The following is a 25,227-nucleotide window of genomic DNA, read 5'->3' on the forward strand; positions in this document are numbered from 1 at the left end:
ATCACCGCGTCGACCTGCGAGGGGGTGGCCCTGCCTTCCTGCACGATGCGCAGCCCCTCCGTACCGATCGCCGTGCCGCCGAGATTGACCAGGAAGCCCGGCGTATCGCCGACCACCACCGGCACGCGCGTCTGACGCTTGCCGAGCTCGGTCATCGCAGAGACCACCCACTGCGCCGTGTCAGCCGCACGGATCACCTCGACCAGCTTCATCAACGGCACTGGATTGAAGTAGTGCATACCGCACACCCGGTCACGGTGCTTGAGCGCGCGGGCGATCGAAGCGATGCGGATCGACGAGGTGTTAGAGGCGAGAATCGCCTCAGGGGCCACGACGGCCTCGAGCTCGCCGAACAGCTTCTGCTTGACCTCGAGATTCTCGAAAACCGCCTCCACCACGATGTGGCAGGCCGCGAGGTCGGAGAGCTTGTCGGCCACAGCGAGATTGGCCTCCGTCTTGGCGAGATCGGCGTCGCTCAACCGTCCGCGCGCCACCAGCCCCTTCAAGGTTTCGAGGATGGCGTTCCGTGCCTTGGCAGCGCCACCGGGTGCCGCGTCGAACATGATCGCCTTCATGCCGCCCTGCGCCGTCACCTGGGCAATGCCGCGCCCCATCGCGCCGGTGCCGACGATGCCGACGCAGAGATCGGGACGGCTGATGTCGAAAGTCATTTCGCGTTCCTCTTGCTTCTGCTTCCCACTGTCCCGCGCCGTCGCGGCCGATAGGCTCCGGCCGGCTCCACCATCTCCTTGGAGTGATCCTCGGAGTCGGGGCGATCCAGCAGGGTGAGCGCACGCCCGCGATTGCCCCGTGCCGCGATCAGTCGAAAGCGAACCTCGGCTTCATGGGCCGACAGTGTCGCGGTCGCAATCTCCTCGCTCAGCTTGTTGATGCTCACGCCCCGCACCCGCGCGAGATCACGCAGCCGCGCATGGGTAGCGTCAGGCACTCGGATCGTCAGGTTGGACATGGATGCTCCTTCAGACAGGGCCTCGTACTCTCTTGGATCGCAGGTATCTCGCCCGCCCATCTCGCGCTTCGCGCGTTCATGAACGGCGCATGTGAATGTGCCGGGCGGGCGGGGCGCCCGCGGTCCGGAAGAACATGAGCAGCCTCAGCTTTTCGCCGCATATCCCGCCGATTTCAGGCCGCCGGTGATCTCGTCGATTGCCGCGGGATCGTCGATGGTGGCCGGCATCTTCCACGGCTCGCCGTCGGCGATCTTCTGCATGGTGCCGCGCAGGATCTTGCCCGACCGGGTCTTGGGCAGGCGCGGCACGACGATGGCGGTCTTGAAGAAGGCGACCGGGCCGATACGGTCGCGCACCATCTGGACGACCTCGCGCACCGTGTCCTGATGCGGCCGGTCGACGCCGGCCTTCAGCACCAGCAAGCCGAACGGCACCTGGCCCTTCAGCTCGTCGGCGACGCCGATCACGGCGCATTCCGCGACGTCGTCATGCGAGCCCAGCACCTCCTCGATCTGGCCGGTCGACAGGCGATGGCCGGCGACGTTGATCACGTCGTCGACCCGCGTCATCACCGAGACATAGCCGTCGTCGTCGATGAAGCCCGCGTCGCCGGTCTTGTAGTAGCCGGGAAACTCCGCGAGGTAGGCTTGGCGAAAGCGCTCGTCGGCGTTCCAGAGCGTTGGCAGGGTGCCGGGCGACATGGGCAGCTTGGCCGCCAGGGCGCCGATCTCACCGCGCTTCATCGGCGCGCCGTTCTCGTCGAGCACGTCGAGCTGCCACCCCGGCGCGGGCACCGAGCACGAGCCGGGCTTGATCGGCATCGGATCGAGGCCGACAAAATTGCCGCAGATCGCCCAGCCGGTTTCGGTCTGCCACCAATGGTCGACGATCGGCACGCCGAGCAGCTTCTGCGCCCAGGCAATGGTCGGCGGGTCGCCGCGCTCACCGGCGAGGAACAGGGTGCGGAAGCTGGAGAGGTCGTAGCTCTTCAGCAGCTTGCCGTCGGGGTCCTCCTTCTTGATGGCGCGGAAAGCGGTCGGCGCGGTGAACAGCGCCGCCGCCTTGTGCTCGGAGATGACCCGCCAGAACGCGCCCGCGTCGGGTGTGCCTACAGGCTTGCCCTCGTACAGGATGGTGGTCGCGCCATGGATCAGCGGGCCGTAGACGATGTAGCTGTGGCCGACAACCCAGCCCACATCCGAAGCGCACCACCAAACCTCTCCGGGCTGCACGCCGTAGAGGTAGCGCATGCTCCAGGCCAGGGCGACGCAGTAGCCGCCGTTGTCGCGCACCACGCCCTTGGGCTGGCCGGTCGTGCCCGACGTATAGAGGATGTAGAGAGGATCGGTCGCCTTGACCGGGACACAGCCGTGCGGCGATGCCGCCTCCACCGTCTCGGACCAGTCGAGATCGCGGCCGGCGACCATGGTCGCCGGCGCCTGCCAGCGCTGATAGACGAGGCAACGCGGCACCTTGTGCTGAGCGAGCTCGATCGCCTGGTCGAGCAGCGGCTTGTACTTCACCACCCTGCCCGGCTCGATGCCGCACGATGCCGTCAGCACCAGCTTGGGCGTGCAATCGTCGATGCGGGTCGCCAGCTCGTTGGCGGCAAAGCCGCCGAACACCACCGAATGCACCGCCCCCAGCCGGGCGCAGGCCAGCATGGCCATCACCGCTTCGGGGATCATCGGCATGTAGATGATCACCCGGTCGCCCTTGCGCACGCCCTGCGCGGAGATCGCACCGGCGAGCTTCGCCACCCGGTCCCGCAAGTCACGATAGGTGAACTTCTTCTTGCGCGAGGTGATCGGCGAATCGTAGATCAACGCGACCTGCTCGCCGCGGCCACGCTGCACATGGCGGTCGAGCGCATTGTGGCAGGTATTGAGCTCGGCGCCGGCGAACCAGCGATAGAAGGGTGGGTTGGTCGCATCCAGCAGCTTGTCCCACGGCCGGGCCCAGTCGATCGCGGCAGCCTGCTCGGTCCAGAATCCGGCAGGATCGTTCAACGAGCGCGTATGCAGCGCGCGGTAGGTGTCACCCACGGCCATGGCGGCGTCTCCCCCGTCCTTTCTCCAGCATAGGCTTAACCTCGCGCGCGCAAGCCCGCAATGCGGCGCGATTGGTCACGCACACCGCGTATTCCTCGCCGAACTGGGCTTATCCAATCGATTGAACGGAGAACGCGTCTACACAATCGAAGCCGCAAGTCGAAAGGCCATCGTGCCTCCTCGTAGACCCTGCAGAGCAGGCTGTGCGACTATTTCCGATCGTAGAAGGAGCGTTGAATGTATCGGCGCCTCGTCGCGTGGATCGCGGTTCCGACTGTGCTCGGGCTCGGCTGCGGCGCAAGGCAGGGCGATCTACGATTGGGACAGCAGGTACATTCGGGACGACATGCAGGATAATCCCAGGATGACGACCGTGCCGCACCGTGCCGGCAGCGTGCAGGCCGCACTGATCGCCGGCACCGAAATCCAGCCGCCCGGTATGCTCCGGCAGGCCGCGCATTCATTGCTTCGGCTCAATCACGTTCCCGACACGAAGAACACTCGGAGGAAATCATGATCCGTCGTCGTCACGCGACGTTGGCCGCGCTGGCGGCCATGGTGCCTGCCGCCGCCCGCGCGCAGGCTGCCTGGCCGACAAAGCCAATTCGCCTGATCGTCCCCTACGGACCGGGCGGCTCGGCCGAGCAGGTGGCGCGCCTCTACGCCGAGCGCCTGAGTTCCGTACTCGGCCAGCAGATCATCGTCGAGAACAAGCCCGGCGCGTCGGGCGGCGTCGGTACTCAGATGGTCGCGACCAGCCCGCCCGACGGCTACACATTCCTGCTCTCGCCGACCGCCATCATGGCGATCACGCCAGGCGTTCGAAAAACACCGTACAATCCCGACGACCTGGTCGCGGTGTGCCGACTGTCGACGCCGATTCTCACCGTGACCATCACCAATGCGCTGGGGGCTAAGACTTGGCAGGAATTCGTCGCCCTGGCCAAGCAGAATCCGGGCAAGTACTGGTTCGGCTCGTCGGGCCTCGGCACCATCACCCACCTCACGGGAGAGGTGCTGACGCGCGCCGCCGGCATCGAGATGCAGCACACCCCCTACAAGACCATCGTCGATGCCACCGGCGACATCTTCGACGGCCGCATCCAGATGGTGTTCGATCCCTCGTTCGTGCCCTACGCCAAGTCCGGCAAGGTGCGCATGGTGCTGACCGACGGCCCGGCCAGGCTCGCCGAATTCCCCGACGTGCCAACAGCGCGGGAAGTCGGCCTCGACCTCAAGGGCTTCCGCGACCGTAGCTGGTTCGGCCTGTTCGCGCCCAAGGGCCTGTCGCCCGACATCGCCAAGCGAATCTCGGACGAGGTCGCGCGCATTGCCGCAGAGCCGTCGATGAAGGAGAAGCTCCTGCTGGTGGCGCAGTACGCCCATCACCAATCGACCGACCAGTTCGCCCGGCAGGTCGCCGACGACAAAGCCTTCTTCGCCAACCTGATCAAGGAGCTCGATATCAAACTGGAGTAGACCCCGCCCTTCGTGGGACAATGCCCTGCTTCGGTGGCAGCGGGAATCAGGGCATGGCCAAGGGAAAATCGGGCAAGAGCAACAAGGGCACCGGGACCAAGCGCCCGGTCGCGCGCAAGGCCGCCAAGGCGAAGAAGCCGGTGCGCAAGGCGGCCAAGCGGAAGGTCGCCGCGAAGAAGAAGAGCGTTCTCGGCAAGCCGGTCGCTCGCCCGGCGCTGCGCCGCGCCGTGAAGGGACGCTCCTCGGTGGGCCGCATTGCCGCGCCGCGGCCGGCCTTGCACAAGGCGCCGGCGCTTTCGAGCAACATCTACGAGCGCGACCTCGACAAGACGGCTGCCAACTACGCGCCGCTGACGCCGCTGCAGTTCATCGAACGCAGCGCCAGCGTGTACCCCGACCGCATCGCCGTGGTCCACGGCGAGCGCCGGCAGACCTGGTCCGAGACCTATCGGCGCTGCCGGCAGCTCGCCTCGGCCCTCGAGAAAGTCGGCATCGGGGTGGGCGACACGGTGGCGATCATGGCACCCAACATTCCCGAGATGTACGAGGCGCATTTCGGCGTGCCGATGTCGGGCGGAGTCCTGAACTCGCTCAACACGCGCCTCGATGCGGCGATGATCGCCTTCATCCTCGACCACAGCGAGACCAAGGTGCTGCTGGTCGACCGCGAATATCATCGCGTCGCCACCGAGGCGCTGGCGATCGCCAAGGTCCAGCCGCTGGTCGTCGACATCGACGACCCGGCCTGCGACGACCGTGCCCAGATCGGCGACACGACCTACGAGGAGTTCATCGCCACCGGCGACCCCGACTATGCCTGGGACTACCCGAGCGACGAATGGAACGCCGTGTCGCTCAATTACACCTCGGGCACGACCGGCAACCCCAAGGGCGTCGTCTTCCATCATCGCGGCGCGACGCTCTCGGCCTACGGCAACGCCACGCAATGGCCGATCGGCCTGCATCCGGTTTACCTGTGGACGCTGCCGATGTTCCATTGCAACGGCTGGTGCTTCCCATGGACCCTGGCGCTGGTCGCCGGTACCAGCATCTGCCTGCGCCGCGCCAATGCCGCGACGATCTACTCGGCCCTCGCCGAGCACGGCGTGACGCACATGTGCGGCGCGCCGATCATCATGCAGTTCATCATCGCTGCCTCGCCCGCCGAGCGCCGGCCGCTGCCGCGCCGCGTCGAGTTCATGACCGCCGCGGCGCCGCCGCCAGCGGCGGTCCTGGAAGCCTTGGAGAAGGAGAATTTCCACGTCACCCACGTCTACGGGCTGACCGAGGTTTATGGGCCGGCGACGATCTGTTCTTGGCACGAGGAATGGGACAGCCTGCCCTCGCACGAGCGGGCCCAGCGCAAAGCGCGTCAGGGCGTGCGCTACGCCGCCGAGGACGGCGTCACGGTGATGGACCCAACCACCATGCAGGAGGTGCCGCGCGACGGCAGCACGATGGGCGAGGTGATGTTCCGCGGCAACCTCACCATGAAGGGCTATCTCAAGAATCCAACGGCAACCCGGGAGGCGTTTGCGGACGGCTGGTTCCACTCGGGCGATCTGGGTGTCCTGCACGAAGACGGCTATATCGAGCTGCGCGATCGGTCGAAGGACATCATCATCTCGGGCGGCGAGAACATCTCGACCATCGAGGTCGAGGGCGTGATCATCGAGCATCCGGCGGTGGCCAACGTCGCGGTGGTCGCCAAGCCCGACGAGAAGTGGGGCGAGACGCCGTGCGCCTTCGTGGTGCTGAAGCCCGGCGCGGTGGCAACAGCCGAGGAGATCATCGCCCACTGCCGGGCCAACCTCGCCTCCTACAAGTGCCCGCGCTACGTCGTGTTCCGAGACTTGCCGATGACCTCGACCGGCAAGGTGCAAAAGTTCGTCCTGCGCGACTGGGCGAAGGCGGCGGCCTAGACGACGCCGCACGGGGCGCTCCGCGACACCATCGCCGCGCCATAATCGACCGGTTATCCTGGGTCGCGACATGGCCGGCCAAGCAACGTTGATCGTATCGACGCGCAGCGGCGTGCGCCCTTTGGGCGTGCGCGGCGAGCCGTTGCACAACGCCGCGCCACAATTGCGCCGGGTGGTGCGCCGGCGCCTCGGCGACGCGGCCGCCGACCTGCTGGCCGAGCCGCAGCTCCATGAGGACGGCAAGGCGATCGACTGGTACGCGGCCTGGGCGGGCGCCGTGCAGCCCTTGTCGGCGTTGCCCCCCGAGCGCCGGGCCGAAGTGATGTCCGGCATCGGCGAGAGGCTGGCCGACATGCGCCGCCTCGGCGACACGCTCGCCGGGTCCGGCCCGCGTGAGGAGAGCGGCGTCGTCGGCCTGTCGCTCCAGCTCGCCGCCCGTGCCCCATCCGAGTCGTGCGTCTTCATGGTCGGGGAACGACCGGCGATCGTCTGCTGGGGTTACGAGAAGGAGGCCGCAGCGGGCTTGCTGCCGGCGAGCTTGCCGGCGCCGCCGGGGCCATTGGCATCGCCGAGCCCATCGGTTCGTCGTCGTGTCCTCGATGCGCCGACCGACCGGCCGATGGTGAGCACGGCGCGGCCGGCAGGCGCGGTCATCCCGTGGGGTCGCGCGCTGCTGGTCGCGTTGCCGTTGCTGCTGTTGCTGCTCGGCGGGGCATGGCTGTTGCGCGGCCTGCTGCCCAGCGATCCCGAACAGAACCTGGCAACGCGGGAAGGTCCGCCAGCCCCGCCACCACCGGAACCGCCGGCTGACCCCCTGCCCGCGCTGAAGGCCGCATTCTCGGCCGAGGAATCGCGCAGTCGCGTGCTCAAGGTCGAGCTCTCTCTGATCGAGGCCGAGCTGCGCAAGCGCATCGCCGAATGCAAGCCGCCCGAACCGCCGAAGCCACCACCGCAGGTCGCGGTCGCGCCACCGCCGCCACCTGTTCCTCCGCCCCAGCCGCAGCAGCCCAAGGCGGCTCCTGTTCCGCCGCCGCCCCCGATCCAGAGTCGGCCGAACGACGATCGGCTGCGCCTGCCGCCGGCTCCGACCAACAACTACGCCTTCATGGAAGGATGCTGGCGGACCGATCCGTTCCGCCACGAAGCCATGCAACAGCAGCCCGGCGTCTCGACCTACTGCTTCGATGCCAACGGCAACGGGCAACTCGAATGGCGACGCGGTCGCACGAGTTGCCGCACGCGCGCGCAGTCGCGCTTCGACGGGCCCTCGCTAACGCTGCGCGACAGCGATTCGAGCTGCAACGACGGCTCGCGATGGTATGCGGACCAGCTCGTCTGCCGGCGCGGTGCAGGCGACGTCGCCCATTGCAGCGGCACGTCACGCGGTGCATCCGGCCCGGTATCCTGGACGGTCAATTTGCACAAGCTGAATTGAAGGCTCGAATTCTTACGCCCGGCCCTTGGGCAGCGAGGGCCTCGCCCGATCATGAGCAAGGGCGCGCCAGACCTCCGCGGTCCAAGCGAATTCGATGCCCGACGAGGGCGCACACGCTGAGCGGTTGCCCCCGCCATAGGCGGCCAGCCTATCGCCAAGGCCGATACGTCAGTGTCGAGTCGCTGGCGACGTAAGTCGGACGATCTCGTCCTTGATGAGGAGCTTCTGCTTCTTGAGGCTGCAGATCGCATCGTCGTCGGGATGCGGCCGATGGTTCTCTTCGCTTATCGCTTGCTCAAGGGAAGCATGCCTAGCCTTGAGCGCTTCGATGTGGTCCACGGTGCTCACGGGCGACCTCCGAGCTGGTTGCGGACGACAAACTCTGACTCCGACATTGGTACCTGTCACGTCAAATCAAGTGCCCTCCCGCCGCTGTGCATAACCCGGTACAGTAACTCGCATGACAGACCCCAATCGGCTGGTGATCGGTATTTCCGGAGCATCCGGCGTCATCTATGGCGTCCGCCTACTGCAGGCACTGCAAGAATTCCCGGTGGAAACCCACCTGGTCATGACACGCACCGCGGAAGTCACGCTGGCGCACGAGACGTCGCTGAAGGTGGCCGAGGTCCACGCGCTGGCCGGGCGCGCGTACGCAGTCGACGACCTCGCCGCCGCGATCTCCAGCGGCTCGTTCCGGACCCTGGGCATGATCGTGGCGCCCTGCTCGATGCGCAGCCTGGGGGAGATCGCCAACGGCATCAGCTCCACCCTGCTGACCCGCGCCGCCGACGTGGCGCTGAAAGAGCGGCGGCGTCTGGTGCTGCTGGTCCGCGAGACGCCGTTGCACGCCATCCACCTGCGCAACATGACGAGGCTGGCCGAAGCAGGCGCGATCATCGCGCCACCGGTACCGGCCTTCTACAATCGGCCGCAATCCCTCGATGACATCATCGACCATACGATCGGCCGCGTGCTCGACCTGTTCGACCTCGACACCGGTCGGGTCAAGCGCTGGAGCTGACTTCCCCTGGAGCTCGGGCGTCTCGCCCGCTCATGCGCTCGGACGGGCGAAACTCCTGTCGTCGAAGAATCAGGCCGGCACCGCCTCGAGACCGACGACACGCCCGATTTCCTCACCCAGGAGCGATGGGAACGTCGCCTTCATCAGGGCCACCACTGCAGCCCGATCCTTGGTGTCGGGAACGACGCCGAGGCAGACCGCGTAGACCCCGAGATTGCCGACCGCCGCCCGCATCCGCTTTTCCACAGGACGGTCGCGGTCGGCCGGCGGGGTGTGCAGGCTGGCGAGCTGGAGTTGCTCGGCATGTTCGGCGGCGAGCTCGGCGTCGGCGACGCGGCGACGAACCGCGTCGACCGTCTCAGGCAAAGCCTGCGGCCACGGCCGATCCTTGAGCAGGCGGCGCATCTGGCGCAGCGGCCGCACCACGTCGGCCTGCCAGGCATCGCTCGCCTTGAGGATGACCCGAAGCCGGTCGGCAGTCAGGGTCGGACGCCCAGACGCTCCCAGCCAGCAGCAGAACAGAAGCACGTTGACGTCGCAGCCGCGGCGCTCCTGCAGGTCGAGGCAGGCCTCGGCCACGCCCTCGCCGGCGTAGAGCTCGAGCGAGAAATTCCAAAACGGATGGGGGAGAAAATCGGACACCAGCTCGGTCCCTGGACGCTTCCCAAGTGCGGGGCGAAGGGGTACACGGCGCAAGGCGGCGTGGCTAGTCCGCCGGGACGAGTACGCCGAGCATGAACAATCCGCCATCGGATCCGTTGGACACCGAGGCCATCAGGGCCAAGCTGGAAGCGCTGAAGAGCGAGCATCGCGACCTCGACGAGGTGATCGATCGCCTGGTCGAGAAGCCGCCGTTCGACCAGCTCCAGCTCCAACGCCTGAAGAAGCGCAAGCTTGGCCTCAAGGACCAGATTCTGCGGCTGGAAAGCCAGCTCATCCCCGACATCATCGCCTGAAGGACACGCGAAGCTTCGATGGCCAAGAAAACTGCGAAAGCCAAGCCGCCCATGTCGCGTCCGCTCGTCGGCCTGATCATGGGCAGCCAGTCGGACTGGGCGACCATGCGCCATGCCGCGGAGACCTTGGAAGCCCTCGGCGTGCCGTTCGAGGCGCGAATCGTGTCGGCCCATCGTACGCCGCGTCGCATGATGGCCTATGCCGCCGCCGCCAAGGGGCGCGGCCTCAAGGTGATCATTGCCGCCGCCGGCGGGGCGGCGCACCTGCCCGGTATGACGGCCTCGATGACGCCCCTGCCGGTGCTCGGCGTGCCGATCGAAAGCGCCGCCCTCAAGGGCCAAGACAGCCTCCTTTCCATCGTCCAGATGCCGGCTGGCATCCCCGTCGGCACGCTCGCCATCGGCCGCGCCGGGGCCGTCAACAGTGCCATCTTGGCCGCCAGCATTGTCGGTCTTTCCGACAACAAGATCATGGCGGCAGTCGAGCGACAGCGCGTCCGCCAGACGGCCGCGGTCGCCCGCGTGCCGACCGATGATCCGCCGGCTCCGTACCGCTAGCGATGAGCACGCCGCAGATCATTCCACCGGGATCGACCATCGGCATCTTGGGCGGGGGCCAGCTAGGCCGTATGACCGCCTTGGCGGCCGCCCGCCTGGGCTACCGCTGTCTGGTCTACGCGCCCGACGAGCATTCGATTGCCGGCGACGTGGCGGCTGGATACGTGCGGGGCGACTATGACGACACCGACGCACTCGCCCGGTTCGCCCGCCGGGTCGACGTCATAACCTACGAATTCGAGAACGTCCCGGAAGCCGCGGTCGTCGCCTGCCTCGAACACAAGCCGGTGCGGCCCGGCGTCACGCCGATCCACGTCGCCCAGCACCGGCTGCGCGAAAAGCAATTCTTCGCCACGCTCGGCATCGGCACCGCCGACTACCAGCCCGTGCGCAACGAAGCCGAATTGGCGGCAGCCACTGCGCTGCCCGGTATCCTCAAGACCTGCCGCGAGGGTTACGACGGCAAGGGCCAGGCGCGGGTTCACGATCGGGCGTCGCTCGAGGCGGCCTGGGAGAGGCTGGGCCGCCGCGAGTGCATCCTCGAAGCGCTGGTCGATTTCCGCTGCGAGGTTTCCGCCATCGTGGCGCGCGGCCTCGATGGGGCGATGCGCTGCTTTCCGATTGGGCTCAACGATCATCGCGACGGCATTCTGCACACCACCACAGTGCCAGCCGACCTGGCGGCCGAGACACTCGCTACGGCCGAGCGATTCGGCCTCGCGCTGGCACAGGGGCTCGATCTCGTGGGGCTGGTGGCGCTCGAGATGTTCGTGACCCAAGACGGCACGGTGCTCGCCAACGAAATGGCGCCGCGCCCCCACAATTCAGGTCACTGGACGATCGACGCGTGCGCGACCAGCCAGTTCGAGCAGCTCGTGCGCGCCATCTGCGGCCTACCCTTGGGGCCAGTCGATGTCACCGCGCCGTCGCGCATGGAAAACCTGATCGGCGAGGAGGCGACCGACTGGCTGCGCTATCTCGCCGATCCGTCGGCCAGGCTGCATCTCTACGGCAAGGCATCAGCACGCCCCGGCCGCAAGATGGGTCACGTCACCTTCGTGCAGCCCGCAGCGTCGTCCCGCCGGTCCACGACCTGACCCGCGATTTCAACTTTTCGATCCTCATGACGTCGTCGATGCGCCGGTCGAGGAAGGCCCAGCTTGCCTCGCTGCCAGGCGAGCGATCGCTCAGCCAATAGAGCAGCGTTGCCGAATAGACACCGGCCAAGGTCGCGCGCTTGGTGTAAAAATTGAAATCGGTGCTGGTGTCGCCGGCGGCGTACCACATTGCATCGACCGTGCGGTAAAGCAGCTTGAGCGCCAACCCGCCATTGAACGGCAAGGAGAGAGTCGCGAGAGCCCGACGAGCCGCCTCGCGTTCGCCGGAATGCCGCTCCAGCCGGATACGCACAGCGGACTTGATGCGGTCGCGGATCTTGAGGTTGGCAATGCCCTCCTTCTCCATATCCTCGACCGTGCGCAGGTCGGCACGCTCGCTGGCAAAGCTCAGAATTTGCATGGCGCCGCCAGGAAACAGCCGGTCGGCCTCGCCGACGGGCAATTCGAGCTGGCGCGCTGCCGCGGCGATGGCCGTCCGCGTCCATCCTTCGAAGGCTGCTTCTGCAGCGACGGCATCGACCAGCCGGTCGCGCAGAGCCGCATCGGGGTCCGGGACGGATGCGGAATTCGGGCTGATTTCCAAGCTCATGAGGCGAAATATAGGCACGGCCCCGGGGCTTCCCAAGGGTTCTACCCTGTGATACCTACGCCGCCTCTGAATTGCCCCCGGAGCCGTTTCCGGGGCGCCCGACTGTGCATGGAAGGAAGCGACCGAAGTGCAAGTACTCGTTCGTGAGAACAACGTCGATCAGGCGCTGCGCGTCCTCAAGAAGAAGATGCAGCGCGAGGGGATCTTCCGCGAGATGAAGCTCCGCCGCAACTACGAAAAGCCGTCCGAGCGCCGCGCGCGCGAAAGGGCCGAGGCGATCCGCCGGACCCGCAAGCTGATGCGAAAGCGCATGGAGCGCGAGGGCTACTAGCCCTCGACGCCAATCCCGCGAATGCCAGCCCCCGGCAACAACCGGGGGCTTTTGACTCGATTCAGCTCAGTCAGTTCAGCCCGTACAGGCGGGCGACGTTGTCGTGCACGATCTTCTTCTGCACGCTCGGGGAGAAGCCGGCGAGGTTCTCCTTCAAGGTCTCGCGCGACTTCGGCCAGATGCAATCAGGGTGCGGGTAGTCGGCGCCCCAGATGATGTTGTCCTCGCCGATCAGCGGAACGATCGGCTCGAGGTACTTATCCTGCTGATAGGTGACGTAGCCCTGGCGGCGGAAATAGTCGCTGGGCTTCATTGTGAAGCCGAGATCGCGCGCGCGGTCGTGATATTCGGTATCGAGACGATCGAACACGTAAGGCAGCCACGTCACCCCGGACTCGCCCAGCACGAAGTTGAAGTCGGGATATTTGTGGCATGCGCCCGAGGCGAGCAGCGAGACCAGCACTTCCATCGTGTCGAGCTGGAACAGCGCCGAACGGACCAGCCGCCACTGGGTGAAGTACTTCTTCTCCATCTCCGGCGTATCGGGCGCACGCACCGCCTTGAAACCCGTCGAATGGAATGAGATCGGGAATTTGCACTCGGCCGAAGCCTCCCACAGCGGATACCATTCGTGCTGGTACATCGGGATGGACATGCGCTTGAAGGCGAGATCGCCGCCCTTCAGGCCCATCTTGGCGCAGCGCCGCACCTCGGCTGCCGCTGCCATCGGATCGGTGTTGGGGATGATGGCCAGCGGAAAGACACGATTGGGATCGGAGCGCTTGGCGAAGTCGGCCGCCCAGTCGTTGTAGCGGGCATTGACCCATTCGCGGATGTCGGCGGCATCGATCAGGTCGTTGACCATCAGGCAGCCGTAGATGATCTCCTTGTCGAGACCATCGCGGTCGAGATCGGCGATGCGCAGCTCGGGCGTGGTCGGACGCGGTTGCGCGCCGGGGAAGCTGTCCCATTCGAAGCCGGCATCCTTCATCTCGTCGACATGGTGGAACGAGCCCTTGGTGTAGGGCAGGAACCCCGGCCCGACGCCGTTCCACATGCCGCGGTCCTTGTCGTCGACGAACCAGTGCTGGCCGTCGTTGCGCTCCTCGACGCGCGGCACCAGCTTCTTCCACTTGGCCGGCGCCTGTGCCGACCAGAGATCGGCTGGGCAATAGGTCAGGTCGATGTGATTGTCACCGGAGATGAGCTTGTGATCCATGGCGCGTTCCCTCGGTCGTCAGCGGATTGCCAGGGCGTGGCCCGAACCCCGACATGCTACGGCGCTCCTCAGGGAAGCCAAGCACTAGTTGGGGGCCAGTCCGCGAGGCGGACGGTGGCGCGGGTCGATCTTCGACGAACGAGACGACCTTTCCAACCGGGCCGACGACATTCATTCGCCCGCCACCCCAAGAGCCGATGCTCGGACGACCTACCGATCGTATGCGCGCTTGCCTGCCAACCGGATATGCAACGCCTGGCTGTCGACGACGAACGGGCGCCCGGCGGCCCAACGCCTATTCCGTCGACTGGGAGGCCGCCCGGCCCAGCCGAGATGGCTCCCTGCCCGGCCGAAAGCCCGAAGGCCCTTCCGAGGTAAATTGGCCATGGCTGTCTCGGCACCTTCCTTGCAAAGTAAGGGCATGGCCAAGCATCCCTACACCATCGTCCGCGGCGGCAAGCTCTTAGACATCGCCAAGCGCAGCGCCGCTCCCGCCGACATCCTGATCAAAGGCGACACCATCGCCGAGATCGGCCGTCCCGGCCTCGCCGCGCCGGCCGGCGCCGTGACGGTCGATGCCGCGAACCGCCTGCTGCATCCCGGTCTCGTCAACGCCCACACGCACGGGCCGGGCAACCTCGGCAAGGGCATGGGCGATTTGTGGTCGCTGGAACTCCTGCTGACGGCGAGCCCGTGGATCAATGGCGGCCGCACGCTGGAGGACAAGTACCTGTCGAGCCTGATCGGGGCCTGCGAGATGGTGATGAAGGGCTGCACCGCCGCCTACGATCTCGCCGCCGAGTTCCCGCTGCCCTCGGTCGATGGCCTGTCGGCAATGGCCAAGGCCTACGAGGAGGTCGGCATGCGCGCCGTCTTGGCGCCGATGGTCGCCGACCTGACGTTCTTCGAGGCCATCCCGGGCCTGATGGAGCGCCTTTCGCCGGCTCTGCAGAAGGAGGTCGAGGCCTATCGCCTGGCGCCGTGGAAAGCCACCACCCGGCAGATGCGCAAGGCCTTCCAGAAGTGGCCGTTCGAGAAGGTGACGCTCGCGGTAGCCCCGACGATCCCGCACCACTGCACCGACGATTTCCTGTTCGCCTGCCGCGACCTCGCGCGCGAGTTCGACGTCGGCATCCACAGCCACGTCGCCGAATCCAAGGTCCAGGTCGTGGCAGGCTACAAGCGCTACGGCAGCACGCTCGCCGCGCACATGGATGCGCTCGGCCTGGTCAACGAGCGCTTCACCGTGGCGCACGGCGTCTGGCTCGACGCCGACGACATGAAGCGGCTCGGCGATCGCGGTTCCTCGGTGGCGCACAATCCCGGCTCCAACATGCGGCTGGGCAACGGGCTGGCCGACATGCGCGGCATGCTGAACGCCAAGGTCAATGTCGGCATCGGCACCGACGGCGCCAACTGCGCCGACAATCAGAACATGTACGAGGCGATGCGGCTGGCCTCTTTCGCTTCCAAGGTGCAAGGCCCCGACTGGCCACGCTGGATCACCACGGCCGAGACCTTGCATGCCGCCACCGTCGGCGGTGCCCGGGCGCTCGGCCTCGACAAAGCGATCGGCCGGATCGCGCCGGGCTACAAGGCCGACATCGTCTTCCTCGACCTCCACCACATCAACTGGATCCCGACGAACGATCCGGTCAATGCCCTTGTGCACACCGAGGACGGCTGCGCCGTCCATTCCGTGATGATCGGCGGCCGCATGATCGTCGAGAACCACAAGCTGCTCACCGTCGACCTCGCCAAGCTCGCTGCCAAGGCGGAGGAATCGCGTGTCCGCCGCGAGAAGATCACGGCGCCGGCGAAGAAGCTCTATCAGCGCCTGGAAAAGGTCGTCGGCACCTTCTGCCCCGGCCTCGCCAAGACCCCGCTGCACATCCACCGCTACGGCGCCAGCCATCACCACCACGCGTGATGGCGGCCTCGAGCAGGAGGCGCCGATCACCGGTGAAGTGCAAGGAAGTCATCCGGCCTGCCGTCGGTCGAGCAGGTCGAGGATCGCCGCTTCGAGCTCGGGCACATCGGTCACGACGGCATCGGGCTCTTCGGCCGGGGTGCGCGGACGCTGGCGGCGGTGCCGGCCGCTGCGCAACTGGATTGCGGCCATGCCGAGCCCCTTGGCTGGCACGACATCATTGTCGATGCGATCGCCGACCATGATGCAGTCGGCGGGCGCGACACCGAGCGCTTGCGCCGCCAGTAGAAAAGCGCGCGGATCGGGCTTGCGCAAGCCGGTGACTCCGCTCAGCCCATGATGGTCGAACAGGCCTCCGATCCCCGCCCGGTCTAGTCGGGCACGTGCGGCCTCGGGCTGGTTGGCGACGATGCCAAGCGCCAGGCCACGCTCGCGCACGCGGCGCAGCAGGCCGTCGATCTCGGGGCGTAGCTGGAACACTTCGAGATTGCTCACCATCGCGCGGACGCGCTGGCGGACCCGCTCGATAGTGCGCGGATCGCCCCCGCACAGCGTCTCGACCATGTGGGCATAGGCATCGGCCGCGAAGGCGGCAACCGCGGCCTCGGAGGCCTCCTCGATCGCCGTCTCGTCGACGCGGATTCCCTCCAATCCGCAGGCCATGGCAATCGCGCCATCGACGGCGCTCTCCCAGGCGAACTCGAGATCGAGCGGCCCGCCGACATCGAACAGAACGGCGCGATAGGGCATGCTGGATGATCGCCGATCGAGGCGCCACTCGGCTACAGGAGCTTCAGATAGTAGGCTAGGCGATCGTCCGGCGGGCGGTCAGCCCCGTGATCCATAGACAGGACGACCGTGAACCCCATCGACTCGTAGAAGCGCCTGGTCCGCTGGTACGGTTCGTAGGGATCGTCAGGATGAAGAGTCATGACGAACAGGTACCGGACACCCTCTTTCCCGAGTTGACCTTCGACCTGCTCTACCAGCGCCCGCCCGACACCGGCGCGATGATGGTCGGGCTCGACGCCCAGCCAGTAGATCTCCGCGCTGACGGCGGCGTGCCGCCTGACCAGCAGCAGCCCGACGTCATGGCCGTCGCGGCGAGCCACCCAGCCCTCGAGGATTTCCGCCTGCTCGGCGTAGTGACGATTGGACTCCGGCCGGCCGAACCATTGCGGCAGGCGCGCCGTCAGGGCCTCGATCCGTCGGCGCTTCAGATTCGGGTCGGTCTCCCGAGCAACCTCGAGCGCCATCCCCTGCCCAGCTTAGTGCGATGAACCCTCGAGCGCCTTGACGATGCTCTCGCACATCACCTTGGCGTCGGCGAACAGCATCATCGTGTTGTCGCGGAAGAACAGTTCGTTGTCGACGCCGGCATAGCCCGAGGCCATGCCGCGCTTGACGAACAGCACCGTCTGCGCCCGCTCGACGTCGAGAATCGGCATGCCGTAAATCGGGCTCGCCGGGTCGGTCTTGGCGGCCGGATTGGTGACGTCGTTGGCGCCGATCACGAAGGCCACGTCGGTCGAGGCGAAGTCGCGGTTGATGTCGTCGAGCTCGAAAACCTCGTCGTAGGGCACGTTGGCCTCGGCGAGCAGCACGTTCATGTGGCCGGGCATGCGGCCAGCAACCGGATGGATGGCGTAGCGCACCTGCACGCCGTCTTTCTTCAGAAGGTCCGCCATCTCGCGCAAGGCGTGCTGGGCCTGCGCCACCGCCATGCCGTATCCCGGCACGATGATCACCGACTGCGCGTTCTTCATCAGGAAGGCCGCATCCTCGGCCGAGCCCGCCTTGACTGGCTTGTCGGACTTGGCATGAGGCGCGCCCGCCACCGAGGAGTCCGTGCCGAAGCCGCCCAAGATCACATTGAAGATCGAGCGGTTCATGCCCTTGCACATGATGTAGCTCAGGATCGCGCCCGACGAGCCGACCAGCGCGCCGGTGACGATCAGCGCGGTGTTGCCGAGCGTGAAGCCGATGCCGGCCGCCGCCCATCCCGAGTAGGAATTGAGCATCGACACGACCACCGGCATGTCGGCACCGCCGATCGGCAGAATCAGCAGGAAGCCCAAAGCCAACGAGAGCGCGATCAGCAGGACGAAAGTGACAGGCTCGCCGCGCAGGGCGAACCATACCAGCAGCAGCACCAGGACGATGCCGATCAGGGCGTTGAGCGGATGCTGGCCGCGAAACACCAGCGGCGCGCCGGAGACCAGCCCCTGCAGCTTGGCGAAGGCGACCACAGAGCCGGTGAAGGTGATGGCGCCGATGACCGTGCCTAGCCCCATCTCGATCAGGCTGTGCATCTTGATCTTGCCCGGCGAGCCGATGCCGAACGCGTCGGGCGACACGAAGGCGGCAGCGGCGACGAACACCGCCGCGAGGCCAACCAGCGAATGGAATGCGGCGACGAGCTGCGGCAGTGCCGTCATCTGGATGCGCATGGCGACAACCGCGCCGATCGCCCCGCCGACGATCAGGCCGACGATGATCAGCCAAGGCGAGACCACGCCGGGCGTCGCCACGGTGACGCCGATCGCCACCGCCATGCCGACGATACCGTAGAGGTTGCCGCCGCGCGACGTCTCCGGCGAGGACAGCCCGCGCAGGGCCATGATGAAGCAGATGGCCGCGATCAGATAGCCGTAGGCCGCGAGTTCCTGGGTCATCCCGTCTCTTCCCTCTGCCCGCGCCTATTTCCGGCCCGGCTTCTTCTTGAACATCGCCAGCATCCGATGCGTGACGATGAAGCCGCCGAAGATGTTGATCGCCGCCAGGACCACGGCGATCGCTCCGAAGAACTGTGCGGTGCCCAGCCCCTTGAGGCCGGCTGCCAGCAGTGCGCCGACGATGATCACCGACGACACCGCATTGGTGACCGCCATCAACGGCGAATGCAGCGCCGGTGTCACCCGCCACACCACGTAGTAGCCGACGAAGCAGGCCAGGGCGAAGATGGTGAGCAGCGAGACGAACGGCATGTGGCCATCCGGGATCGATGCCGCCCCCTGGGCCGCCAGATCTGTGATCTGCTGCGCCATGCTCTTGAGGCTGGTCGCGAGATCCTGTGCCTGGCTGGCGAGCTTGGACGCCTCGCCCGCTACTTTATCGTCCATGGTCAGCTCCCAAAACCGAAAGTCGCCCCGTGTGAATTGTCATATTCTTCCCAACTCCGGGTGTCCCGTCCGCTCATGATCTCGAGTGGGCAGGACGCCCGCGGTCGGGAAGAACATGAACCGCGACCTCACAAACCATGCTCACGCCTGGGCCAGCGACGGATGCACGACCTGGCCATCGCGGGTCACCAAGGTGCCTTTCACGACCTCGTCGGCCGTGTCGATCTTGAGCCCCTTGGTCTCCTTGTCGATCATCGGCGTGATGAAGTTCAGGAGATTGCGGGCAAACAACGCCGAGGAATCGGTCGGCAGTTCGCCCGGCAGATTGGCCGGCCCCACGATCTTGACGCCGAACTTTTCGACCGTCTTGCCGAACTCCGACAGTGGGCAATTGCCGCCCTGCTCGACCGCCATATCGACGATCACCGAGCCCGGCTTCATGGTCTTCACCATGTCCTCGCTCACCAGCACAGGCGCCTTGCGCCCCGGGATCAGGGCGGTGGTGATGACGATGTCCTGGGTCTTGATGTGCTCGGCGACCAGTGCTGCCTGCTTGGCGCGGTACTCCGCACTCATCTCCTTAGCGTAGCCGCCCGCGGTCTCGGCCGCCTTGAATTCCTCGTCCTCGACGGCGATGAACTTGGCGCCCAGCGACTGGACCTGCTCCTTGGTCGCCGGCCGCACGTCGGTCGCGGTCACGATCGAGCCGAGGCGGCGGGCGGTGGCGATGGCCTGCAGGCCGGCCACGCCGACGCCCATGATGAAGGAGCGCGACGGCGCCAGCGTGCCGCCGGGCGTCATCATCTGCGGCAGGATGCGGCCGAAATGGTTGGCCGCCAGCAGCACCGACTTGTAGCCGGCGAGATTGGCCTGCGAGCTCAGGATATCCATCGACTGGGCGCGGGTGATGCGCGGGATCAGCTCGAGCGCGAACGAGGTGACGCCACCCGCCGCCAGGGCCTGCACCAGCTCGCGATTGGTGAGCGCCGACAAGGGCGACATCAGCACCTGGCCGCTGCGCAGCAGCGCCATCTCGTCGGTGCCCTCGGTAGCCGACATCGGGCGCTGGATCTTGAAGATCACGTCCGCAGCCGAGGACGCCGCGGCCGCGTCCGGCACGATCGTTGCACCGGCTTCCGCATAGGCCTCGTCCGTATAGGCGGCCACCGTGCCGGCGCCCGCTTCGACCATGATCTCCGCCACCCCCAGCCCTTTCAGCTTCTTCACGGTCTCGGGCGTCGCCGCCACGCGCGTTTCGTGCGGCCGGCGTTCTTTGAGAATGGCGATTTTCATGGAGAGCTTGGATCTGTTGGAGGCCGACGGAGGGGCTGGGTGCAGCGCACCATGCACAGCGCCCCTCTCTTTGCCAAGCCGGTTTTTCGCCGCGCGGTGCAGGCATTTACCACCTGCAACCGACCAGTGATACTGCGCCCATGCACCAGCGTCCCGCCATCCTGACCGGCTTTCATTTCACCAGACTGGCCCTCGCGACCTTGTCCGAGCGCTATGACATCGCCGGCCACATGGACCGGCCCGAGCCGAGGCTCGTGCCGGCCAACGCCCAGCCGCACGTCCAGGCGCTCGTGACCACGGGCAGCGTCGGTGTCTCGGATGGGCTGATGGCGGCGATCCCCCGCCTGTCGCTGATCTGCTGCTACGGCACCGGCTACGAACGGATCGACATCGAGGCGGCGCGCCGGCGCAACATCATGGTCACACACGGCGCCGACGCCAACGCACCCGATGTGGCCGAGATGGCCGTCGGCATCCTGCTCGCCTCGACGCGCCGCATCGCGCGCGCCGACAAGATGATCCGCCGTGGCGACTGGACCAAGCGCATCCCCAATCGCTTCGGCCCGATCGCCGGCCTGACAGGCGGCAAGGTCGGCATCCTGGGCCTAGGCGCCATCGGCATGGAGTTCATCAAGCGCATCAAGGGCTTCGACGTGCAGATCGGCTACTGCAATCGCACCAGGCGCAGCGACGTCGACTTCCCCTACTTCCCCAACGTGATGGCGCTGGCGACCTGGGCCGACTACCTGATCGTCGCCCTGCGCTCCGACGCCTCCAACCGCCACATCATCAACGCCGAGGTGCTGAAGGCGCTCGGGCCGCGCGGCCATCTGGTCAACATCAGCCGTGGCTGGGCGGTCGACGAGGCGGCGCTCGCCGACGCGCTCCGCAACAACGTGATCGAGGGCGCCGCCCTCGACGTGTTCGACGAGGAGCCGTACGAAGGCACCGAGCTGCAGCCGCTCGACAATCTGGTGATGACGCCGCATTTCGGCGGCGGCACCGAGCATGCCCAGCGCCGCATGACCTCCCTGGTGCGCCAGAACCTCGACGCCCACTTCTCCGGCAAGCCGGTGGTCTCGCCGCTGCCCGAGCTGCGCGACATGGCGGAGATGACGGTGGGGCGGTTGAGGTAGGCGCTGGGACCGCGTCATGCGCTGGGACCGCGCCACTCCAGTGGCGCTCATGGGGATGTGTGATCAGCAGGAAGAGCGCCACTGGAGTGGCGCGGTCCCAGCAATGATCCTTCGCCACCCTGCGGTCATCACCCCGCCGGGTCCTTGCCAATGACAACCTTCGGCCCGGCGTCGCGGAACGGCGCCTCGAACCAGACATCGTAGTAGGCGCGCAGCGCCGACGGGTAGCGGCGCAGCTCGGTCAGGATGCTGTAGGCGGCACCGACGTCGCGGGCTTCGAAGCCGGAGGCATCGATGCCGACGTTGCGCGCCATGTAGAGCGCCCGCGCCAGGTGGAAGCGCTGCGAGACGATCATCAGGCGCTTCTGGCCGTAGATGTCACGCGCGCGCATCACGGAGTCCCAGGTGCGCCAACCGTCGAAATCACTGTGGATGACCTCGGTCGGGACGCCGCGCTCGACCAGGCCGGCGCGCATGGCGCTCGGCTCGTCGTTGATGGCGTCGCGGCTGCCGCTCACGATCAGGTATTTCACCTTGCCGGCCTTCCACAGCGCCGCAGCGGCATCCAGTCGGTAGACGAAGTAGCGATTGGGCCCGCCCTCCGGTCCGATCGCCGCCGTCCCCAGGACCAGCGCGGTCTCGATCGCCGGTGCCTTCGCGACATCGGAGAACAGGTAAGCCTGCGCGAGCGGATCGAGGCGTCGTTCGGCGACCCAGGCCAGCAAGACGACCGCGAGAGCCAACGCGCCGCCGGACAGCAGGGCGTAGAGGATCAGCCGCACGCGGCCTGCCTTGCTGCGCGCGGCGCGGGTCGGTAAGGCATCGCCATGCCGCGCCTGTCCACTGCCGAAGCCACCGTCCATTCCCTCCTGCGCCATGGCCTCGACACGGTCTACGCGTTGCCCGGGCTGCACAACGATCCGCTGTTCGATGCGTTCTACCATGCCGCCGACCGCCTCCGGGTGATTCATCCCCGCCACGAGCAGACGGCCGCCTACATGGCCTTGGGTGCGGCCCTCGTCACCGGCAAGCCGCAGGCCTTCGCCGTGGTGCCGGGACCGGGACTGCTCAACGCCGGTTCCGCCTTGCTGACGGCATACGGCATGAATGCGCCGGTTGTGGGGCTGGTCGGCCAGATCCCGCAAACCGACATCGACAAGGGCCACGGTCACCTGCACGAGATCCACGACCAGCTCGGCCTGATGCGCCACATCACCAAGTGGGCCGAGCGCATCCGCAGCCCGCAGGAAGCGCCGGGCCTCGTCGACGAGGCAATCTGGCAGGCAACGACCGGACGGCCGCGCCCCGTGGCTCTGGAATGCGCGCTCGACACCTGGGCAAGGCGCGCCGAGGTCGCCCTGAGCGACGCACCGTTACCGCTCCCTCCCGAAGCGATCGACGACGAGGCGATTGCCGCCGCCGCCAGGCTCCTGGGAACCGCCGAGCGGCCGATCATCGTGGTCGGTGGCGGCGCGCTCGACGCCACTGCCGAGGTGATCCGCCTCGCCGAGCTGCTCGAGGCGCCGGTCAGCTCCTATCGCCGCGGCCGTGGAGTCGTGCCGAGCTCGCATCGTCTGGCCGTCGACATGCCGGTCGGCCATCGCCTGTGGAAGGACGCCGACGCCGTGCTGGCGATCGGCACGCGCTTACTGATCCAGAACGGCACCTGGGGCGTCGACGCCAACCTCAAGGTCGTGCGACTCGACATCGACCCCGACGAGCACGACCGGATGCGCAAGCCTGACGTGGCGCTGGTCGGCAATGCCGCGCCACAGCTCCGCGCCCTGATTGACGCCCTGCCGAAACACAACCGGCGGCGCCCGTCGCGCGCCCAGGAAATCGAGGGGCATCGCGCCTGGCTCGCCGAGCGGCTGTCACGGCTCGAGCCGCAGCTCTCCTTCCTGCAGGCGATCCGGCGGGCGCTGCCCGAGGACGGCATCTTCGTCGACGAGGTCTCGCAGATCGACTTCGCCGCGCGCGTGGCGCTGCCGATCGAGCATCCGCGCACCTTCCTGTCGCCGGGCTACCAGGACAATCTCGGCTGGGGCTTCGGCACAGCGCTCGGCGCCAAGGCGGCGATGCCGCACAAGAAGGTGCTGGCGATCGCCGGCGATGGCGGCTTCATGTACCAGGTGGGCGAGCTGGCGACCGCCGCGCGCCACAACCTCGCCGTCGTCATCGTGGTGTTCGACAACGGCGCCTTCGGCAACGTCAAGCGCATCCAGCAGGAGCGCTACGGCAACCGCCTGATCGCCTCGGACCTGCAGAACCCCGACTTCGTCAAGCTGGTCGACAGCTTCGGCGTCGCGAGCTTCAAGGCGCATGACGCCAAGCAGCTCGAGGACGCCCTGCACAAGGCCTTTGCCCTCGACGCCCCTGCCCTCGTCTGGGTCCCGCACGGCGACGTGCCGAGCCCGTGGGATCTGATCATGATGCCGCGGGTTCGGGGATAACCCTCAAAGGAAGAAGGCCTTCATCCAAGTCGAGTTGAGGACAGCCAAGAGCGACGGCCAATTGCGGGCGCTCTGCGGCCTCAACAAGACGGCCTCTCCGCAGCGACCGCCGGGTTAGACTGTCCTCACGGCCAATCGCCAGGCAGCCGCTTCGATGATTTGGTTGGCTCTGCGCCGGAGAGTCAACTACCTCATTGACAGGCCCAGGGTGGTCGGCAAGCTTGCTTTTACAATTGCGAAAGCGGCGCTGACGACCATGGACGACCATAAGCTAGTGGGCGACATTTATGATGCCGCTCTGGGGCTAATGCCATGGCATGACATCGCAAACCAGTTGGTCCGCCATCTGGACGCACTGACGATGATGCTGTTGGTCCATGATCCGAATAGCCAATCAGTCGACGTTGTGACCACGTTGGGTCTCTCTTCCGAGGCGCTGCAGCAATACGGTGACTACTATGCGCAGCATGACCTTTGGGTTCTCGCGGCACGTCAGAAAGCGCGATTTGGCCAGGCACTCCTCGGCACTCAGGTCGTTGAAGAGCGCGTATTGGAGCAGAGCCTGTTCTATTACGACTGGCTTCGTCCACTCGACATGTTCCATCTCGCCGGTGCGATGCTGAAAACCGTCGACGGCAATCACGCCGTCGTAGGACTCCAACGTCCACGTACTACCAAAGCCTATACCAAGCATGAGTCGCACCGCCTGGCTCGTCTTCTCCCCCACATTCAGCGCGCAATGGAGATCCGCCAACGGCTGGCTCAGTCAGAGAGCGGACGCTATTCCCTACTCGCCGCACTCGATCATATGGCACTAGGCGTCATTCTTATCGCTCGAACTGGAAGAATTGTGCACCTGAATTCAGCCGCGGACGCAATCCTAGACTCCAACGATGGCCTCACACGCACGCCTGAAGGCCTGCGGGCCGCACATCGGGATGAAGACAAAAGGCTCCACAGGCTTCTCAACGAGGCGCGGTTGAGCAGTGCGGCGCTCGAGCCGACTCGATCGGCCGGCGGGCATTTGAGAATTTCGCGTCCTTCCGGCCGCAAGGCCTATGCGCTCATGATTGCGCCGATCGCGTCCACTCTTGGGTTCGGTAGTGCGAACGCTCCCTCAGCCCTGGTGTTCATTGCTGAACCCGAAACCTCTCCCTTGGACACTGCTGTACTCACCGAGCTGTTCCGTTTCACACCCAGTGAGGCGCAGCTGGTGTCCGCATTGCTCGCAGGCACTACCCTACCTGAATTCGCACGCAAGCGGCAGCTGTCCTACAATACCATTCGGACTCTCTTAACTCGAGCGATGGCTCGTACTGACACGCATTCACAAGTTGACTTGGTCCGCCTCGTCATGAGTGCGCTGGGAACGACTAATCTACAAAACAAGCGGAGCTGACAAGGTTTTCCCTTTTCGCTCCAGTCGCCGATTGCAAAAGCAATCTGTGTCTCGCTTGTTCGCTTGACAGGCTCGCGCAGTAGCGGGCACGCTATTCTTACAGTTGGGGAATTTGCGCTGAGACTTGCTCGCGACTGCGTCGGACCTTGTCACAGGTCGTATTGGTACTCCTTGGCATGAGCCCGCGGGGAGCCACGTGATCGCGCGACGCACCCTCCTGATCTGCGCGGCGTGATAAATG

General features: G+C 66.3%; 26 protein-coding genes. 13 read left to right on the forward strand and 13 right to left on the reverse strand.

From position 1 onward, the window contains the following. The 3 genes from ACILR9_RS33015 to ACILR9_RS33025 all read right to left on the reverse strand — a co-directional run. Positions 1-671, reverse strand: a 671-nt coding sequence (locus tag ACILR9_RS33015) for a 3-hydroxyacyl-CoA dehydrogenase family protein (RefSeq protein ID WP_395714240.1), incomplete at its 3' end; no start/stop codon positions are given. Continuing rightward, entirely contained in the window at positions 668-970 is a 303-nt protein-coding gene (locus ACILR9_RS33020) for a toxin-antitoxin system HicB family antitoxin (RefSeq protein ID WP_395714241.1), read from the reverse strand. The genes ACILR9_RS33015 and ACILR9_RS33020, both read right to left, overlap by 4 nt. A gap of 144 nt (positions 971-1,114) precedes the next feature. Continuing rightward, positions 1,115-3,022: a propionyl-CoA synthetase gene (locus ACILR9_RS33025; RefSeq protein ID WP_395714242.1), complete on the reverse strand. Its 1,908-nt coding sequence runs from the start codon at positions 3,020-3,022 to the stop codon at positions 1,115-1,117. A gap of 364 nt (positions 3,023-3,386) precedes the next feature. On the opposite strand from ACILR9_RS33025, the gene ACILR9_RS33030 reads away from it, so the two are divergent. The 4 genes from ACILR9_RS33030 to ACILR9_RS33045 all read left to right on the forward strand — a co-directional run bounded on the left by ACILR9_RS33030 (position 3,387) and on the right by ACILR9_RS33045 (position 7,858). Next, entirely contained in the window at positions 3,387-3,539 is a 153-nt protein-coding gene (locus ACILR9_RS33030; protein ID WP_395714243.1) for a hypothetical protein, read from the forward strand. Further along, positions 3,536-4,501: a Bug family tripartite tricarboxylate transporter substrate binding protein gene (locus ACILR9_RS33035; RefSeq protein ID WP_395714244.1), complete on the forward strand. Its 966-nt coding sequence runs from the start codon at positions 3,536-3,538 to the stop codon at positions 4,499-4,501. Before ACILR9_RS33030 ends, ACILR9_RS33035 begins: the two co-directional genes overlap by 4 nt. A 53-nt stretch (positions 4,502-4,554) precedes the next feature. Beyond that, a complete protein-coding gene (locus tag ACILR9_RS33040) occupies positions 4,555-6,423 on the forward strand; it encodes an acyl-CoA synthetase (protein WP_395714245.1) in 1,869 nt (622 codons plus the stop codon). 70 nt (positions 6,424-6,493) lie between these two features. After that, the gene (locus ACILR9_RS33045) at positions 6,494-7,858 is read left to right on the forward strand and encodes a hypothetical protein (protein ID WP_395714246.1); all 1,365 of its coding nucleotides are present in this window, start codon (positions 6,494-6,496) and stop codon (positions 7,856-7,858) included. Between the two features lie 168 nt (positions 7,859-8,026). Here ACILR9_RS33045 and ACILR9_RS33050 read toward each other — a convergent pair whose 3' ends face one another. Next, a complete protein-coding gene (locus ACILR9_RS33050; RefSeq protein ID WP_395714247.1) occupies positions 8,027-8,206 on the reverse strand; it encodes a YdcH family protein in 180 nt (59 codons plus the stop codon). A gap of 112 nt (positions 8,207-8,318) precedes the next feature. Here ACILR9_RS33050 and ACILR9_RS33055 point away from each other — a divergent pair, with 112 nt between their 5' ends. After that, positions 8,319-8,882, forward strand: a complete 564-nt coding sequence (locus tag ACILR9_RS33055; RefSeq protein WP_395714248.1) for a UbiX family flavin prenyltransferase — start codon at positions 8,319-8,321, stop codon at positions 8,880-8,882. 69 nt (positions 8,883-8,951) lie between these two features. Here ACILR9_RS33055 and ACILR9_RS33060 read toward each other — a convergent pair whose 3' ends face one another. Next, complete coding sequence (locus ACILR9_RS33060; protein WP_395714249.1) at positions 8,952-9,524, reverse strand: TIGR02444 family protein; 573 nt, start codon at positions 9,522-9,524, stop codon at positions 8,952-8,954. A gap of 92 nt (positions 9,525-9,616) precedes the next feature. Between ACILR9_RS33060 and ACILR9_RS33065 the strand changes: the two genes are divergently transcribed. From ACILR9_RS33065 to ACILR9_RS33075, 3 genes are read left to right on the forward strand one after another with little or no spacing between them, the layout of a single operon-like run. After that, positions 9,617-9,838, forward strand: coding sequence for a YdcH family protein (locus ACILR9_RS33065; RefSeq protein ID WP_395714250.1), 222 nt, complete (start codon positions 9,617-9,619; stop codon positions 9,836-9,838). An 18-nt stretch (positions 9,839-9,856) separates the two neighbouring features. Further along, positions 9,857-10,396, forward strand: a complete 540-nt coding sequence (purE, locus tag ACILR9_RS33070) for a 5-(carboxyamino)imidazole ribonucleotide mutase (protein WP_395714251.1) — start codon at positions 9,857-9,859, stop codon at positions 10,394-10,396. A gap of 2 nt (positions 10,397-10,398) precedes the next feature. Beyond that, the gene (locus ACILR9_RS33075) at positions 10,399-11,493 is read left to right on the forward strand and encodes a 5-(carboxyamino)imidazole ribonucleotide synthase (protein WP_395714252.1); all 1,095 of its coding nucleotides are present in this window, start codon (positions 10,399-10,401) and stop codon (positions 11,491-11,493) included. Here the strand turns inward: ACILR9_RS33075 and ACILR9_RS33080 are convergent. Further along, positions 11,447-12,103: a COQ9 family protein gene (locus ACILR9_RS33080; protein ID WP_395714253.1), complete on the reverse strand. Its 657-nt coding sequence runs from the start codon at positions 12,101-12,103 to the stop codon at positions 11,447-11,449. The genes ACILR9_RS33075 and ACILR9_RS33080 overlap by 47 nt on opposite strands. A gap of 127 nt (positions 12,104-12,230) precedes the next feature. Here ACILR9_RS33080 and rpsU point away from each other — a divergent pair, with 127 nt between their 5' ends. Further along, positions 12,231-12,434: a 30S ribosomal protein S21 gene (gene rpsU / locus ACILR9_RS33085; protein WP_020696578.1), complete on the forward strand. Its 204-nt coding sequence runs from the start codon at positions 12,231-12,233 to the stop codon at positions 12,432-12,434. Positions 12,435-12,504: 70 nt separating this feature from the next. Here rpsU and ACILR9_RS33090 read toward each other — a convergent pair whose 3' ends face one another. Further along, positions 12,505-13,653: an amidohydrolase family protein gene (locus ACILR9_RS33090; RefSeq protein ID WP_395714254.1), complete on the reverse strand. Its 1,149-nt coding sequence runs from the start codon at positions 13,651-13,653 to the stop codon at positions 12,505-12,507. A 421-nt stretch (positions 13,654-14,074) separates the two neighbouring features. Here ACILR9_RS33090 and ACILR9_RS33095 point away from each other — a divergent pair, with 421 nt between their 5' ends. Beyond that, on the forward strand, positions 14,075-15,583 hold the full coding sequence (locus ACILR9_RS33095) for an amidohydrolase family protein (protein WP_395714255.1): 1,509 nt from the start codon (positions 14,075-14,077) through the stop codon (positions 15,581-15,583). 48 nt (positions 15,584-15,631) lie between these two features. On the opposite strand, the gene ACILR9_RS33100 is transcribed toward ACILR9_RS33095, so the two are convergent. From ACILR9_RS33100 to ACILR9_RS33120, 5 genes are all read right to left on the reverse strand, one after another. Beyond that, on the reverse strand, positions 15,632-16,333 hold the full coding sequence (locus tag ACILR9_RS33100) for an HAD family hydrolase (protein ID WP_395714256.1): 702 nt from the start codon (positions 16,331-16,333) through the stop codon (positions 15,632-15,634). Positions 16,334-16,365: 32 nt separating this feature from the next. Continuing rightward, a complete protein-coding gene (locus tag ACILR9_RS33105) occupies positions 16,366-16,839 on the reverse strand; it encodes a GNAT family N-acetyltransferase (RefSeq protein WP_395714257.1) in 474 nt (157 codons plus the stop codon). Between the two features lie 12 nt (positions 16,840-16,851). Next, on the reverse strand, positions 16,852-18,258 hold the full coding sequence (locus ACILR9_RS33110) for an NAD(P)(+) transhydrogenase (Re/Si-specific) subunit beta (protein WP_395714258.1): 1,407 nt from the start codon (positions 18,256-18,258) through the stop codon (positions 16,852-16,854). Positions 18,259-18,282: 24 nt separating this feature from the next. Further along, a complete protein-coding gene (locus tag ACILR9_RS33115; RefSeq protein ID WP_395714259.1) occupies positions 18,283-18,705 on the reverse strand; it encodes an NAD(P) transhydrogenase subunit alpha in 423 nt (140 codons plus the stop codon). A gap of 141 nt (positions 18,706-18,846) precedes the next feature. Then, a complete protein-coding gene (locus tag ACILR9_RS33120; protein WP_395714260.1) occupies positions 18,847-19,998 on the reverse strand; it encodes a Re/Si-specific NAD(P)(+) transhydrogenase subunit alpha in 1,152 nt (383 codons plus the stop codon). A 140-nt stretch (positions 19,999-20,138) separates the two neighbouring features. On the opposite strand from ACILR9_RS33120, the gene ACILR9_RS33125 reads away from it, so the two are divergent. Further along, positions 20,139-21,134: a 2-hydroxyacid dehydrogenase gene (locus ACILR9_RS33125; RefSeq protein ID WP_395714261.1), complete on the forward strand. Its 996-nt coding sequence runs from the start codon at positions 20,139-20,141 to the stop codon at positions 21,132-21,134. 128 nt (positions 21,135-21,262) lie between these two features. On the opposite strand, the gene ACILR9_RS33130 is transcribed toward ACILR9_RS33125, so the two are convergent. Continuing rightward, positions 21,263-21,997, reverse strand: a complete 735-nt coding sequence (locus ACILR9_RS33130; protein WP_395714262.1) for a vancomycin high temperature exclusion protein — start codon at positions 21,995-21,997, stop codon at positions 21,263-21,265. Here ACILR9_RS33130 and ACILR9_RS33135 point away from each other — a divergent pair. Beyond that, positions 21,962-23,587 (forward strand): thiamine pyrophosphate-dependent enzyme, encoded by a 1,626-nt coding sequence (locus ACILR9_RS33135; protein WP_395714263.1) that lies wholly within the window; start codon positions 21,962-21,964, stop codon positions 23,585-23,587. The two genes, ACILR9_RS33130 and ACILR9_RS33135, sit on opposite strands and share 36 nt — an antisense overlap. A gap of 208 nt (positions 23,588-23,795) precedes the next feature. Next, the gene (locus tag ACILR9_RS33140) at positions 23,796-24,986 is read left to right on the forward strand and encodes a helix-turn-helix transcriptional regulator (protein WP_395714264.1); all 1,191 of its coding nucleotides are present in this window, start codon (positions 23,796-23,798) and stop codon (positions 24,984-24,986) included. Positions 24,987-25,227 lie beyond the last annotated feature (241 nt).

The sequence above is a fragment of the Reyranella sp. genome (assembly GCF_044224635.1).
Taxonomy (GTDB): Bacteria; Pseudomonadota; Alphaproteobacteria; order Reyranellales; family Reyranellaceae; genus Reyranella.